Annotated in this window: 2 protein-coding genes; both read left to right on the plus strand. The window is 67.6% G+C overall.

Features of this window, described 5'->3' with window-relative positions; all coding sequences use genetic code 11:
• Positions 1-32 precede the first annotated feature (32 nt).
• Positions 33-15,662 carry a hemagglutinin repeat-containing protein gene (locus SLW52_RS08990; RefSeq protein WP_320740042.1) on the plus strand — a complete coding sequence of 5,210 codons (15,630 nt, stop codon included), beginning with the start codon at positions 33-35 and terminating at the stop codon, positions 15,660-15,662.
• The gene (locus SLW52_RS08995) at positions 15,659-16,450 is read left to right on the plus strand and encodes a hypothetical protein (RefSeq protein WP_267098885.1); all 792 of its coding nucleotides are present in this window, start codon (positions 15,659-15,661) and stop codon (positions 16,448-16,450) included. The genes SLW52_RS08990 and SLW52_RS08995 overlap by 4 nt, the downstream gene beginning before the upstream one ends.
• The last annotated feature ends 58 nt before the right edge of the window (positions 16,451-16,508 follow it).

Genomic DNA, 16,508 nt, shown 5'->3' on the forward strand with positions numbered 1-16,508 from the left:
CGGTGTGCGGCACGAGAGAGACGACGATGCACATGGACCGTACCGACGACCGCCGCCACTGCCTGCTCGAGCCGCTCAAGCGCGGCCTGGCCGCGCTGCTGTGCTGCACCGTCACCTGGACCTCGCTGCCGCTGTACGCGCAGGTCGCACCGGTCGCCAATCCGGACGGACGCCAGCCCGGCCAGCAGGCCGCCGCCAACGGCGTGCCGGTGGTCGACATCGTCGCCCCCAACGCACGCGGCGTCTCGCACAACCGCTATTCGCGCTTCGACGTCGGCAGCAACGGCCTGATCCTCAACAACAGCGCGCAGATCTCCAAGACCGAACTCGGCGGCTACATCGCCGGCAACGACAACCTGAAGAACAGCGGCGCGGCCACGCTGATCCTCAACGAAGTCACCTCCACCACCAGCCGCCTGCAGGGCTATACCGAAATCGCCGGGGCCAAGGCGCAGTTGGTGATCGCCAATCCCAACGGCATCGTCTGCGACGGCTGCGGCTTCCTCAACACCTCGCGCGTCACCCTGGCCACCGGCACCCCGCTGCTCGGCGCCGACGGCGCCTTGAACGGGTTTTCCATCACCGGCGGTGCGCTGAGCATCGGCAGCAACGGCCTGGACGCGTACAACGTGGACCGCCTGGATCTGCTGTCGCGGCAGTTGAGCGTGGGCGGTTCGGTGTGGGCCAAGGATCTGCTGGCCAGCGCCGGTGCGCAGCGTATCGGCTACGACGGCATGCTGCTGGAGGTGCTGCCGGGCAGCGACGGCGCACCGCCGGCGATCGGCATCGACGTGGCGTACCTGGGCGGCATGTACGCCGACCGCATCCGCCTGATCGCCACCGAAGCCGGTGTCGGCGTGGTCAGCCGCGGCACCCTGTCCGCGCAGAGCGGCAGCCTGCAGATCGACAGCGCCGGCCAGCTCAGCCTGGCCGGCACCGCGGTGGCCCGCGACGACGTCGACCTGCGCGCGGCCGGCGCGCTGAGCCAGCATGGCGTGCTCGGCTCGCAGCAGGCCGGCGTGCGCCTGCGCGCCGCGCAACTGGCGCTGAGCGGCGACACCATCGCCCATGGCCTGCTCGATGCCGCGGCCAGCGGCGCGCTGGCGCACAGCGGGCGCAGCAGCGCCGGCGCCATCAGCTTGTTCGGTTCGGAGCTGGATGCCGGCGGCAGCCTGTACAGCGGCGGCGATCTGGCGCTGAGTGCCAGCGGCGAGTTGCGCAGCAGCGGCAGCGCCTACGCCGGGGGCGCAGCGCAGCTGCAGGCCGGCGCGGCCTGGCTGCAGCGCGCCGGCACCGTGCAGAGCGCCGGCAGCCTCGCGGTGCAGGCGGCGCGGATCGATGCGGCCGGCGTGCTCGACGCCGGCGCCGGCCTCAGCCTGCGCAGCGACGCCGACATGCGCCTGTCCGGCCTCGCGCAGTCCTGGCAGGACGCCAGCGTGCAGGCCGGTGGACGCCTGGACACGCTCGGCCAGCTCAGCGCCGGCGGGCGCCTGGACCTGGGCGCGGCGGCGATCGGCAATGCGGCCGGTGCGGTGGTCTCGGCCGGTGGCGACATCGCGCTGGCGACGCCGGGCGCGCTGGACAACGCCGGCACCCTGTATGCCGGACGCGACCTGCGCATCGACGCGGCCAGCGTCGGCAACACCGGCGGCAGCTACGCCGGGCGTAACGCCACGCTCGCCAGCACTGCGGCGCTGAACAACAGCGGCAGCCTGGTGGCCGGCGCGGCGCTGAGCGTGGACGCGGCGCAACTGCGCAGCAGCGGCGAACTCGGCAGCCAGGGCGGCGATGTCGCACTGCGCAGTCGCGGCGACCTGGCCCTGGCCGGGCAGGTGGCGGCAAAGGGCGCGCTGACCGCGCAGGCCGGCGGCGCCTTGCTGCAATCGGGCACCCTGGGCGCGGGCAGCGCGCAACTGCAGGCGGCGGGCGACGCCACGCTGGATGGTGTGGTGCGCACCGATGGCGATCTGCAGCTGAGTGCCGATGGCCAGTTGCGCAGCAGCGCCACCTTGGGGGCCGGCGGCAACGCCACGCTGCATGCGCAGGGCGCGTTGCTGCAGAGCGGGCAGGTGCAGAGCGGCGGCGCACTGGCGCTGGACGGTGCCAGCATCGCCCAGGCCGGCGTGCTGGATGCCGGCACCACACTGGCGCTGCGCAGCGCCGGCGACCTGTCGCTGGCCGGCACCGTGCAATCGCGTGGCGACCTCGCGCTGAGCAGCGCCGGGGCGCTGCAGAACCAGGCCCAGGTGGTGGCCGGCGGCGCGCTCAGCGCCAACGCCGTCAGCCTGAGCAACGCCGCTGGCGCCAGCCTGTCGGCCCTGGGCGATGCCAGCCTGAGCAGTGCGACCGTGCTGTCCAACGACGGCCACCTGTACGCCGGTGGTGCGCTCGGCCTGCGCGCCGGCAGCCTCGCGCAGACCGGCTCGGCCAATGCCGGCACGACGCTGACGCTGACCGTCGATGGCGCCGTCGCCAACCAGGGCGATCTGGTCGGCGGTGACGCCGTGCAGCTCGATGTGGGCAGTCTCGCCAGCAGCGGCCAGCTCGGCAGCCAGCGCGGCCAGGTCGTGCTGAACAGCCGCGGCGACATGCAACTCGACGGCGTGGTCGTGGCCGCCGGCGCCTTGAACGCGCAGGCGCTCGGCGATCTGCAGCAGCGCGGCAGCCTGCGTGCGGCCGGCGTGCAGCTCGCTGCCGCGGGCAGCCTGGGCGTGGCCGGCACGGTGCAGAGCACCGACACCCTGCAACTGCAGGCGCAACGTGCGTTGCGCGTGGACGGCCAGGCCAGCGCGAGCGGCGCGGTCGGCGTCAGCGCCGCCAGCGTTGCGCTGGGGAACGGCGCCATCCTGCAGAGCGCGACCACCCTGCAGGTGGACACCGCCGCGCTGGACAGCCAGGGCGCGTTGGACGCAGGCACCGATCTGCGCCTGCACAGCACGGGCGACATGCACCTGGCCGGCCTCGCCCAGGCCGGGCGTGACGTCGCGGTGCTGGCCGATGGCACTCTGGACAACCAAGCCAAGGTGTTCGCCGGGCGCGCGCTGCAGCTCACCGCCGCCAGCGCCAGCAACCAGGCGCAAGGCCAGTGGCTCGCGCAGACGACGCTCGACGCCAACGTGCAGGGCAACGTCGACAACGCCGGTCTGGTACAGGCCGGCCAGGCCGCGACCTTGAACGTGGGCAGCCTGCAACAGAGCGGCCGCAGCTATGCCGGCGATACGTTGACCGTGCAGGCGGCCACCGCACTGACCAACAGCGGTGACTTGATCGGCAAGCACGATGTGGCGATCAGCGCCGCCAGCGTGGCCAGCAGCGGCCAGCTCGGCAGCCAGGATGGACAGCTCGGCGTCGTCAGCGCCGGCGATCTGCAAGTGACCGGCACCCAGATCGCCGGCACCGCGCTGCGCCTGCAGGCGGCGGGCGATCTGCTGCACGGCGGTACCAGCAAGGCGCAGTCCGTGCAGCTGGAGGCGGGGCGCGATCTGAGCATGGCCGGCACGGTGCAAAGTGCGTCGACCCTGCAGGCGCAGGCGCTGCGCGCGCTGCAACTGGACGGGCAGGCGCTGGCCGGCGGCAACGTGCAGCTGCGCGGCGCCAGCGTCGGCACCGGCAGCGCCGCGGTGCTGCAGAGCACCGCGGCCATCGCCGTGGACGGCGGCAGCATCGACAGCCAGGGCGCGCTCGACGCCGGCACCGACCTGACCCTGCACAGCCAGGACGCGTTGCGCCTGGCCGGCATCGCCCAGGGCGGCAACGACGTGCGGCTGACCGCCGCCGGTGCGTTCGACAACAGCGCCCGCGTGGTGGCCGGGCGCGATCTGCAGGTGCAAGCGGCGAGCGCGGTCAACCGCGCTGCCGGCACGCTGGCCGCCGGCCGCGGGCTGGATCTGCACATCGATGGACTGCTCGACAACGCCGGCCTGCTGCGCGGCGAGCAGGCGCTGACCCTGCAGGCGGGCAGCCTGCAGCACAGCGGCACGCTCTCCACCGGCCGGGCGCTGACGCTGCGCAGCAGCGGCGCGATGGACAACCGCGGCAACGTGATCGCCGGCGGCGACCTGCTGGTGGACGTGGGCAGCCTCAGCAACAGCGGCCAGCTCGGCAGCCAGAACGGCCAGGTCACGCTCACCAGCCAGGGCGACCTGCAGCTGGGCGGCAGCGTGATCGCCGCGCAGGCATTGAACGCCACCGCGCTGGGCGACCTGCGCCTGGACGGCGTGGCCAAGGCGCGCGCGATCGCCCTGAGCGGGCGCGATGTGGGCGTTGCCGGTGCGTTGCAGAGCGCCACCGGCGCGACGCTGCAGGCGCAGCGCGCGCTCAGCGTCGATGGCCAGGCATTGGCCACCGGCGACCTGCAACTGCAGGGTGCCAGCGTGACCACCGGCAGCGCGGCGGTGCTGCAGAGCACGGCCGGCGCCATCACCCTGCAAGGCGGCAGCCTCGACAGCCGCGGCACGCTCGACGCCGCCACCGATCTGGCCTTGCGCAGCGATGGCACCCTGGCCGTGGCCGGCGTCGCCCAGGCCGGGCGCGACGTCGCGCTCGCCGCAGGCACCCAGCTGACCAATGCCGCGCAGGTGCTGGCCGGCCGCGACCTCAGCGTCGCCGCCACCGGCATCGCCAATGCCCAAGGCGGCAGCCTCGCCGCGAAGGGCGCGCTGGCCCTGACCACCGCCGGCACCCTCGCCAACGCCGGCAACCTGCAGTCCGGCCAGGCCATGACCCTGCAGGTCGGCGATCTGCAGCACAGCGGCCAGGCCTACGCCGGCGACACGCTGAGCCTGCGCGCCAGCGGCGCCATCGACAGCCAGGGCGAGCTGATCGCCAAGCGCGACCTGCAGCTCGACGCCGCGCGCATCGCCAGCACCGGCCAGCTCGGCAGCCAGAGCGGCCAGGTGGCGCTGACCAGCCAGGGTGATCTGACATTGGGCGGCACCGTCGCCGCCGCCAGCGGACTCAGCGCGCAGGCGCAGGGCGATCTGCTGCAGACCGGCACGCTCAGCGCACAGGCGCTGGACCTGCGCGCCGGGCGCGACCTGGCGCTGGGCGGCCAGCTCGCCACTACGCAGGGATTGCAGGCACAGGCGCAGCGCGACCTGCAAGTAAACGGCAGCATCAGCGCCGGCCAGGACGCCACCCTGCAGGCCGGCGGCACCCTGCGCAGCGGCAGCCAGAGCGTGCTGCACAGCGCCGGCGCGCTGCAATTGAACGGCGCGGCCATCGACAGCCAGGGCACCGTCGACGCCGGCACCACGCTGGCGATGACCAGCACCGGCGATCTCGCCCTCGGCGGCCTGGTGCAGGCCGCTTCGACGCTCGACCTGCGTGCCACCGGCGCACTCACCAACGCCGCCCAGCTGGTCGCCGGCAGCGACCTGAGCCTCACCGCCGCCAGTGCCACCAACAGCGGCAGCGGCACGCTCGCTGCCCTGGGCAACGCCACCTTCACCGTGAGCGGCCTGCTCAGCAACGCCGGCGCGCTGCGTGCGCGCCAGCGCCTGCAGCTGGACGTCGGTTCGCTGCAGCAGACCGGCCGCAGCTACGGCGTGCAGCGCCTGGCGCTGACCGCCAACGGTGCGGTCGACAACCGCGGCGACCTGATCGCCGGCAGCGCCTTGCGTGTGCAGGCAGCCAGCGTCGCCAGCAGCGGCCAGCTCGGCAGCGAAACCGGCGACGTGGCCCTGGTCAGCCAGGGCGATCTGAACCTGGGGGGCACCCTGGCCTCGGCCGGCGTGTTCAGCGCACAGGCCGGCGGCGCGCTCAACCAGAGCGGCGCCTTGAGCGCGGCGACCACGCTGCAACTGCAGGCGCACGGCGACCTGACCGTGGCCGGCACCCTCAACGCCAACCAGGTCGTGCTCGGCAGCGACGCCAGCGTGCTCCAGCACGGCACCGTCAGTGGCGCGGACATCGCGCTGCAGGGCCAGCGCATCGACAACGCCGGGCAGACCCTGTCCAGCGGCAATCTGCGCCTGAGCGGCGGCGATGTCGCCATCGGCGGCGTGGCCGCGGCCGGCGTGCGCGCCGATGGCAGCCTCGGCAACAGCGGCGCGCTGACCCTGCATGCCGATGGCACGCTCAGCGCCAGCGGCCGCCTGATCGCCGCCGGCAACCTCGCTGCCGATGCCACGCAACTCGCGCTGGCCGGCAGCACCGCCCGCGTCGGCGGCAACGCCACGCTGACCGCAAGCGGCGACGTCGACCATCGCGGCGCCGACCTGCTGGCCGGCGGCCTGCTCACCGTGCGCGCCGGTGGCGCGCTGGACAACAGCGCGCTCAACGGCGTCGGCGGCACGCTGCAGGCGGCGGGCCTGGACCTGGGCGCGGCGACGCTGCGCAACGGCAGCGGCAGCCTGGTGCAGAGCGGCAGCGGCACCACCCGCATTGCCGTCACCGGCGCGTTCGACAACACCAGCGGCCGCCTGGTCAGCAACGGCGGCGACCTGCAACTCGGTGCCGCGTCCATCAACAACGCGCAAGGGCGCATCGAGCACGCCGGTAGCGGCACGCTCACGGTCAGCAGCAGCGGCGCCCTCGGCAATGCCGGCGGGCGCATCCTCACCCAGGGCCAGCTGCAGCTCAGCACCGGCAACACGTTCGACAACCAGGGCGGCGCCATCGCCGCGGCCGGCGATGCCAGCGTCACCGCGGCCGGCCTGGGCAACATCGGCGGCAGCGTGTCCGCACGCGGCTTGAATGTGCAACTGGGCAGCGGTGCGCTCGACAACCGCCTCGGCGTGGTGCAGGCCACCGGCGGCAGCCTGGTGCTGCGCGCCGACAGCCTCGAAAACCGCGGCGGCACCATGCAGGCGCTGAGCAGCGGTGGTGCGGGTGGCGACCTGCGCGTGGATCTGGCGCATACGTTGAACAACGACGCGGGCGTGATCGGCGCCAGCACCGATCTGACCCTGAACGCGGAGAACGCGAGCAACAGCGGCGGGACCCTGCAGGCCGGGCGCGACCTGGCGTTGAACGCGCGCGGCCAGCTCGACAACCACCAGAGCGGCCGCATCGGCGCCGCTCGCGACCTCAGCGTCGCCGTCACCGGCGCGCTGCTCAACAGCGGCGGCCAGCTCGACAGCGGCAACGCCATGACCCTGTCCGGCGGCCGCATCGACAACAGCCAGGGCAGCATCGTCAACAACGGCGGCGGCCTGACCCGGCTCACCACCGGCGGCGAGTTGCGCAACGTCGGCGGCAGCCTGGGCGGGCGCGGCAGCGTCGTGCTCGACGCCGCCAACATCGCCAACGGCAGCGGGCAACTGGTCGCCGGCGGCGACCTGATCGCCAACACCAATGCGCTCGACAACCAGGGCGGCAGCGTCTACGCCGGCGGCAGCATGCTGTTGCAGCGGAGCGGCGCCACGCTCGACAACCGCAACGGCAGGATCAAGGCCGAACAGGCGGTGCGCCTGAATCTGCAGAGCCTGAGCAACAGCGGCGGGCAGATCGGCGCCGGCAGCAGCGCCGGCGGCGCGGGCGACGTGGTCATCGACACCGTCGGCTTCGACGGCGGCGGCAGCATCCTCGGCCAGAACCTGCTCGACCTGACCATCCGCAGCGATTACACCCATCGAGCCGGTGCCGACATCACCAGCAACGGCGACTTCCGCCTGGCGGTGGGCGGCAACTTCGTCAACGCCTCGACGCTGCAGGCCGGGCGCAGCCTGGGCATCAATGCTAGCAGCATCAACAACGTGGCCGGCGCCAGCATGCGCTCGGGCAACGTGCAGTTGAACACCGGCGGCAGCGTCAGCAACGCCGGCGACCTCTCCGCCAGCGGCAACCTGCAGGTCACTGCCGGGTCGGTGTCCAATACCGGCAGCCTGGTCGGCGGCAACGTGCTGGTGGACACCGGCACCCTGGTCAACGGCGCCGACCTGGGCGGCGCCACCGACAACGCCGCCTACGGCAGCGCGCTGATCGGCGCCACCAGCGGCATGACCCTGCTGGTGCGCGACCAGTTGGTCAACCGCGATGCGCGCATCTTCAGCCTCGGCAACATCGCCATCGGCGCCGCGCGCGACGGCAACGGCACGCTCACCGCGCGCACCGGCACGCTGGACAACGTCTCCGGCAGCATCGAGGCCGATGGCAGCATCCTGATTGCGGCGAACCAGATCAACAATCGGCGAAGGGTGCTGAATACCCAGACCGGCCCGCTGTCGGATGCGGACAAAGCAGCGGCTAATGCAGCGATGCCGAGCGAGCGGATCGACAGCAGAAGCATCGTCTATCCCAAGGTCCCGTACTACATCTATTACCCGTATCGTGGCGAGGCGCCAGGCGTATTCCGCAGCTATTCTGTTGAGCAGCGCGAACGCCTGATCGCGGCTAGCGCCGAAGGGCGCATCGCGGCCGGTGGCAACATCGCCCTGTCCGGCAGCGTGACCAACAATGCATCGACGATTGCTGCTGCTGGCGCGCTGATGGTCAACCAGCGCGGTGTCGCAGGTCTTTACGACGGCATGGTCACTGGCAACGAGTCCGTGGCGAACCAGGCGCTGGCGCTGAAGCAGCAGGTTGTTCAGCGCGATGTGGAGCACAAGGTCACTGCCTACATCGACGACTGTGCGGGAACGCCTGTATCGGGAATCAACAAGGGCAAAAAACCGATCTGCGGGTACGACGAGACGCAGGTGGAACTATCCAGCACCACCGTCGACTCCAGCTACATCGCCCTCGCCGCCAACATGACCGGTGGTCAGGGCGTGGCGATCAGCGGCGCCACCATCAGCAACGGCGCGGTCGGCAGCGACGGCCGCAGCATCGGCGGCGCCTCCTTCAACGCCACCCAGGGCGGGGCCCTGAACCGGTACGGCACGATGAGCGCCGACGGCGCCGGCGGTATCGCCGTGCAGGCGCAGACCGCTGCGACGCCGACCAAGGCCAACGTGGGCAACCATATCGCCACCGCCAGCCTGGGTGCCATCCGCATCGACGACGGCCAGGCCACCCTGGTCGGTGGCAGCAGCGCCACTGCGTCCCAGGTCCAGGCCAGCGGCGTGCAGGCCCAGCTCGGCGGCAGCGGCAGCGGCAGCCGCAGCCAGGTCCAGGCCGGCACCGCGCAGGCGGTGCTGACCGCCGGCAGCGTGCCAGGCCAGTACCAGCAGATCGACCCGGGCACCGGCCAACTGCCACAGGTGGTCGGTGGCGTCGGCGCGCCGCTGGGCAACATCGTGCTGCCGATGGGCGGGCTGTACCGCCTGGTCGGCAGCAACGGCGCCAGCGTCAACACGCTGGGTCGCGCCGCCAACGGCCTGGGCGGGGTCAAGGCCAACACCAGCGCCCCCGGCCGCCGCTACCTGATCGAGACCGATCCGCGCTTCGTCGACTACAACAACTTCATCAGCAGCGATTACCTGCTGGACAAACTCGGCGTGGATCCGCAGTGGACCCAGACCCGCTTGGGCGACGGCTTCTACGAACAGCGCCTGGTGCTGGACCAGATCACCCAGCTCACCGGCCGCCGCTACCTGGGCAACTACGCCGACGGCGTGGCCCAGTACCGCGCCCTGCTCGATGGCGGCGTGGCCGAAGCCGGCACGCTGCACCTGAGCGTGGGCGTGGCGCTGACCGCCGACCAGGTCGCCGCGCTGACCCACGACATCGTGTGGATGGTGGAACAGGAGTATCAGGGCCAGAAGGTGCTGGTGCCGGTGGTGTACCTGTCGTCGAAGACCGCGCTGACCCTGCGCAGCGACGGCGCATTGCTGGCCAGCGACAACGGCGACGTCTCGCTCAACGCCACGGCCGGCCTGAGCAACACCGGCACCATCGGCGGCGCCAATGTCAGCGCCACCGCCGGTAACCTGCTCAACCAGGGCCGCATCGTGTCCAGCGGCACCGTGCAGTTGCAGGCCAATCAGGACCTGCTCAACCTCGGCGGCCAGATCGCTGGCCGCGACGTGCTGCTCAGTGCCGGCCGCGACCTCACCAGCACCACCCGCGACGCCCTCGCCGGCGGCGACCTGCGTTCGGGCATCACTGCCAGCAACAACCTGCTGCTGCAGGCCGGCCGCGACCTCAGCCTCACCGGCACCACCGTGCAGGCCGGCAACAGCGCCGCACTGCTGGCGGGCAACAACCTCACGCTGCAGCCGACCGCCCTGCGCGATGAGTCCGGCCTGACCCGCGGCGGCGATGGCACCAGCCTGACCGTCGGCAACAACCTGTCCCTGCATGCCGGCAACGACCTGCAACTGCACGGCGTGGCGATCGCCGCCGGCGGCGACGCCGCATTGCAGGCCGGGCACGACCTGTCGCTGACCCCGGTCACCGACGCCAACGGCAAGGCCACGGTGCGCACCAGCATCGCCACCGGCGGCAGTCTGCAACTGGCCGCCGGCAACGACCTCACCATCCGCCAGGCGCAGGTCAAGGCCGATGGCAACCTGATCGCCACGGCTGGGCACGATCTCAATGTCACGTCGGTGCTGGGCGACAGCCGCACCGTCACCGACCAGAGCCGCCAGGGCAAGACCAGGGTCGTCACCACCACGACCACCCAGGACCTCGACCAGCAGGCGCTCACCGCCGGCGGCAACCTGGTGCTGAGCGCGGGCCACGACGTCAACCTGACCGCGGCCAAGCTCGACGCCGGCAAGGGTTTGGCGGTGGTCGCCGGCAACGACCTCAACAGCACCACGCTGACCACGGTCGACAGCAGCACCACCCTGGAGACGCGCAAGCGCTTCAAGCAGACCACCAGCACCCGCGACGAGACCGTCCACGGCAGCGAGTTCACCGCTGGCGGCGACATCGCCCTGCAGTCCGGCCACGACGTGAACCTGACCGCGGCCAACCTGTTCACCGACAAGGGCGCGCTGGCCGTGTCCGCCGGCAACGACGTCAACCTGCTCGCCGCGCAGGAGCAGCACGACGCCGTGCAGGACATGCAGAAGAAGAAAAAGGGCTTCCTGTCCAGCAAGACCACCACCACGCATGACGAGTGGCACGACAGCCTTGCTGTCGGCACCTCGCTGGACGCCGGCAGCGTGCAGATCAAGGCAGGCAACGACATCGCCGTGGTCGGCTCGACCGTGCTGGCCCAGCAGGACGCGCGCCTGGTGGCCGGCAACGATGTGGCCATCGTCTCGGCGCAGGACCAGAGCAGCGAGGCGCACAGCAGCGCCCAGAAGAAGTCTGGCTTCAGCGCCAGCTTCTCCGGCGGCGTGGCCAGCCTCGGCTACGGCAAGTCGCGCAGCAGCAGCGACAGCAGCACCGAGAGCACCACCCAGGTGGCCTCGGCGGTCGGTGCCAAGAACGGGAATCTGCTGATCAGTGCCGGCGATCAACTGACCATCGGCGCCTCCGACGTGGCCGCGGGCAAGGACCTGACCCTGGCGGCCAAGGACATCGCGCTGCTCGCGGCCCAGGACACGGTGGACAACCAGTCCAATCAGTCGAGCAAGTCCAGCGGCTTCTCCATCGGTGTGACCTACGACCCGGCCGCGGCGTATCGCAGCGCACGCGATTCGGCGACCAGCAACATGCCCGACAGCGGCTCGACCATGGGCAAGCTCAGCCGGCGCGCCGAAGGCGATACGGCCGGCACCGCGGCCGCGCTGACGCCGGTGGTGATCCAGGCCGGTTCGCACCGCTCCAACGCCAACCAGAACGACAGCACCAGCACTGCGCGGGTGAGCCAAGTCAGCGCCGGCGGCAACCTGACCCTGCTCGCCAGCGACGGCTCGATCACCAGCCAGGGCACGCAACTGTCGGCCGAGGGCAACGCGCTGTTGCTGGCGAGCCAGAACATCGACCTGGGCGTGGCGCATACCACCGAGTCCAGCGGCAACGACAGCCGCGGCAAGGGCTGGAGCTTTAACAATGCGGCGGGCCTGCCGTTCGGCAACTACAACCAGAAAGGCAATGGCAACGGCCAGACCGACACCATCACCGGCACGCAACTGTCGGTGGGCGGCAACGCCAGCCTGAGCACGACCCAGGGCGACATCACCCTGACCGCGAGCAATATCGCGGCACAGGGCGATGTGACCATGCACGCCGCCGGCGACCTGACCATCCAGAGCGGGCAGGACACCGCCGGCAACGCCAACGTCTCGGACAACAAGGCGATCGGCACGGTGGTCATCTCCGACACCGAGCGCTTCTCCGGCTATCACACAGAGAAGCACCGCGACGACAACGCCACGGTGACGCAGGTGGCCAGCAGCGTCGGCAGCCTGGGCGGCAACGTCAATCTGAGCGCGGGCGGCACCTATACGCAGAGCGCCAGCAACGTGGTCGCGGCCAAAGACGTGGACGTGACTGCCGCGTCGATCCAGTTGCTCACCGCCAACGACAGCCACGCCGCGTCCTCGCAGGACGACACGCTGAAAATCGGCGCGTTCGCGCGGGTGAAATCGCCACTGATCGACCTGATCAACAACGTCGATGCGGCGCGCAACTCCGATGGCAGGCTGTCGGCGATGCAGGGCATGGCGGCAGCGGCCAACGGCTATCAAGCGGCCAGCGCCATCAGCAGCATGGCCGGCGGCGCCGGCAGCGGCGCGCTGGTCAGCGTGGAAGCGGGCGTGGGCTACGCCACCAGTACGGAGAAGTACAAGGCCGGCAGCCAGACCGCGCAAGGTTCGACCATCAGCGGCGGCGGCAACGTCAGCCTGACCAGCACCAGCGGCGACCTGCACGTTGTGCAGGGCAACCTGAAGGCCGGCGACACCCTGAGCCTGGACGCAGCACGCGATCTGGTGCTGGAAGCAGGCAAGTCCTCGGGCTCGGAACAGAGCAAGGGCAGCAACGCCGGATTGGAGGTGGGCGTGGGCGCCTCGGTCGGCGCGCAGACCGGCGTCTATGCCTATGTGCAGGCCAGCGTCGGTAGTCACTCCTCCAACGCCGACAGCGCCACGTGGAAGAACACGGAGCTGGCCGCGCAGAACATCTCCCTCACCTCGAAGGGCGACACCACGTTGCGTGGTGCGGTAGCCAAGGCCGACCGCATCGACGTGCAGACCGGCGGCGACCTGACCATCGAGTCGCTGCAGGACACCTCGAACATCCAGTCCAATGAGAGCGGCTATGGCGGCCGCATCCAGGTGTCCTTCGGTACCGCGTGGGACGCCAGCGGCTACGCCAGCACGGCCAAGGCCAACGGCAACTCCTCCGGCGTGACCGAACAGTCGGGCCTGTTCGCGGGCAAGGGCGGCTACCACGTCGACGCAGGCAACTTGAACCTGATCGGCGGCGCGATCGCCAGCACCAATGCGGACAACAGCGACCTGACTGCCACTTCGCTGACCTTCAGCGACCTACAGAACCGGATGGGCTACTCGGCCAGCTCCGGCAGTCTCGCTGGCGGGTTCGGTAGTAGCGGCACGCCGGCCACCGATGCCAACGGCAACCCGGTGGCAGTGAGCGCGGGCGACCAGGCCAAGAACATTGGCAGCAACATCGCCAATGGGAACTATGGCGCAGCCAACAGCGGCGGGCTGGGCGGCAGCTTGCCGATGTACGAAAGCGGCAACGACAGCACGACCACGCGCGCCACGCTGACCGAAGGCAACATCACGATCGGCGGCAAGCGCACCACGGCAGCGGAGACGGGCATCAACACCGATGCCAGCAAGGCGAACGAGGCGCTGGCGACGCTGCCGGACGTGCGCAAGGTGTTGGCCGAGCAGCAGGCGATGGGCGCGGCAGCTGGGACGGTGCTGGAGACCAGTCGGCAGGTGGCTGGCGACATCGCGGCCAGTGCAGCGAAGAAGACCGCCGAGGCGCGCGATGCCTACCTGAAAGGCCTCAATAGCGATGAGCAAGAGGCATTCGCAAAGCTGGATGCGACGGCGCAGCAGAACGTGCTGCTTAGTCAGAGCACGGCTTACAGCGACGCTTACGCCAAAGAAAAGCAATGGGGCACGGGGGGCGAATACAACCGCGCCTTGCAGGCAGTTACCACTGCACTGGTCGGTGGCGTGTCCGGTCAGAGCGGCAAGCAGGTGGCGAGCAACGCGCTGGCGCCGTATGCGGCGCAACTGATTGGGCAGACCTTCGACGCCAACCATGGTAGCGATCCGAACAAGTCGCTGCAGTTGCTGTCGCACGCGCTGCTGGGTGCGGTGTTGGCCGAGGCGAATGGAAGTTCCGCCGTAGGCGGTGCACTTACTGGAGCGGGTGGCGAAGCTGCAGCGCAATACCTGACCAAGACGCTCTATGGCGCCGACACCAAGCCGAGCGATCTATCCGAGCAGGACAAGCAGACGATCCTGGCGTTGTCGCAGGCGGTCGGTGCGTTGGTCGGCGGAATGACGGGCGGGAGCTTGAGTGATGCGGCGGTGGGAAGCACGGTCGCCAGGAATGCCGTTGAGAATAATTTCCTAGGTGATGAGCAAAAGAAGCAACTGGATGCGTTGCGTGCTAAATCTAAGACAAATGGACTGAACGCACAGGAGGCAAGAGATCTCGTCATTCTGGATGTCAGCGACCAAGTCAGCGATGGTTTGTTGCAGAAGTATCGTTCGGGAGAGCAACTAACCCCAGCACAGATGCAGGATCTGCAGATCTATCTCGGCGCATATGCGGCACAGAATGGCGCCGACGCAGCGTGGGGACTCATCAAAAATGGCTCGAATCCAAATTATGGATTTCCGTATGCGGGTTTGAGCGCAGACGAGCGCGCGTATGGCGATGCAAATTTCACTTGGAGAGACACGCTATTCGGGCACGACAAGAGCAGCAATGAACAAGCGTTTGTTGACGCGCGAAACAAGTCAGGCCTGTATTACAACACCGCTCCGAATGAGAGCTTGACCCCTAGCGGCCTGCAGTTCTCAAGCAATATGGCAATTCTCGATACGCTCGGGAACAGTGTAGCGGCGGGCTTAGCTTACATCGGCGCAAGCTATTTCGGAGCGAGTGATAGGACTCGCGATGCATTGACATTTACTGTTGGGCAGCTAGCTGAGATTGGCTCCTCTTTCGTGCTGCCGAAGACCGGCTTATCACCTATTTTCGGTCAAACATCTATCGATGCATTGCCCATAAAAAATCTACCGCCGATTAGCGCAGTTGTTGATGATGAGATCGGGTCCCTGAATCGTATAGGACAGAATAATACAAACGCTTGGGCAAATTACTTCCATCAGCGAATTAATGAGCGCGCCAACGATGTGCCACTTCAGACTAGAACAACTAATGGCGTCGACCTGGATTATCGTCTGCCTGATCCTGCTGCAGGCTTGGATTATACGCCAAAGTTGTTGAGTTCCAATAATCCAAACATTGCAAATTCGCATCAGAATGGTTATGTGGAAGAACTGCGTTTGGCTAATACTGTTGCTAATCTGCCGGATCAAGTTGTAGTCAAATATGGTGATGCCGTTGGTGCGCATGGTGCCGATGTTGTTTCCGTAAATGTAGCAACAGGTGAGGTTACTTTGTGGGATAATAAGTTTCGTAGTGGCTCAAGTAGAGTTGGTTCTTCGCCTACTTTTTCAGAGAATTCAAGCGCATTAGAAGGTGCAATTGATGGCTCTATTAGGGATATAAGAAATTCTAATTTGCCACTTGAAGTAAAAGAAAAAGCCGTTCAAAATTTATTGAGTGGAAATTTCACTGCTAACACGGTAGGTTCCGGGTCTGCTAAAAACTCGGAAACGGCGGTGTTCCGCGGCAATAAGGTAATTAATAAGGGCAGGAAATGATTTACGACCCTGTGAAATCGAGATTAAAAGGTTTTGAGCCGGGTATGCTCAAATTCTATTTGGAGGAGAAGTATGATGAAAATAGGCCAATGGGCAATCATGCTCGCCACAAAATTGGAATCGTTTTAGATGCGTGGCTTGTAGGACTTCACAAAGAAATAGAGCCCGTCATTAGTCGCGCTAATCAGTGGCTAGATATGGCAATAGAAAGTAGAGAGGAAGAGCGATTTGGAAGTGACCCCAATTCGCATCGAACCGCTTTGCATTGGGCTAGGGCAATCGGAGAATGGCTGGAAAAAAGTAATAATAATGTGCGTTTGTGGGATGTAGCGCGCGTCTCAGAGGAAGCTCGTTGGTACTACAAAGAGCGCCCTTGGCCGGTGAAAGAGGTCCTCCAGCATGGTTTGGACGACTATATGGCGTTTGCCTGCCAGTGCGGCGAATTTCAAGCGGCGATCGAGATGTATGAGAGATGGAAGGAGATGCATGCCCCCATGTTGCTCTCTAAGGTGATAAAACCGGCCGACTTTGCTTACGCACTATGTCTTCATAAGACAGGAATGCAAAAGTTCTCAGATGAGGATTTATTTAAGGCGGGTCTAAAAATATTGCGGACGCATTTGCAGGAGAAATGGCTTGGAGGCGGTCAGTTCATACGTGCTGCGACGTGGCTAAAGATAGTGTATTGGGATAAGGATCAAAGTTTAAGCCCCCTATCGACGGTGTTGAAAGCTTATGAAAATATGCCGAAGGTTAAAAAGCCTGAATTTGTGAAATTAGAAGAATAGTTTTGCAACTCATTAATAGAGTGTATCAAATTAGGTGAAGTGCAATCACAGTTGCTAT

The organism is Xanthomonas sp. LF02-5 (assembly GCF_034105325.1).
GTDB classification, from domain to species: domain Bacteria; phylum Pseudomonadota; class Gammaproteobacteria; order Xanthomonadales; family Xanthomonadaceae; genus Xanthomonas_A; species Xanthomonas_A sontii.

What these genes read in the sequence shown, in the direction of transcription:
- SLW52_RS08990 (WP_320740042.1), top strand. Translation starts at nt 33, where the DNA reads ATGGACCGTACCGACGACCGCCGCCACTGCCTGCTCGAGCCGCTCAAG.
- SLW52_RS08995 (WP_267098885.1), top strand. Translation starts at nt 15,659, where the DNA reads ATGATTTACGACCCTGTGAAATCGAGATTAAAAGGTTTTGAGCCGGGT.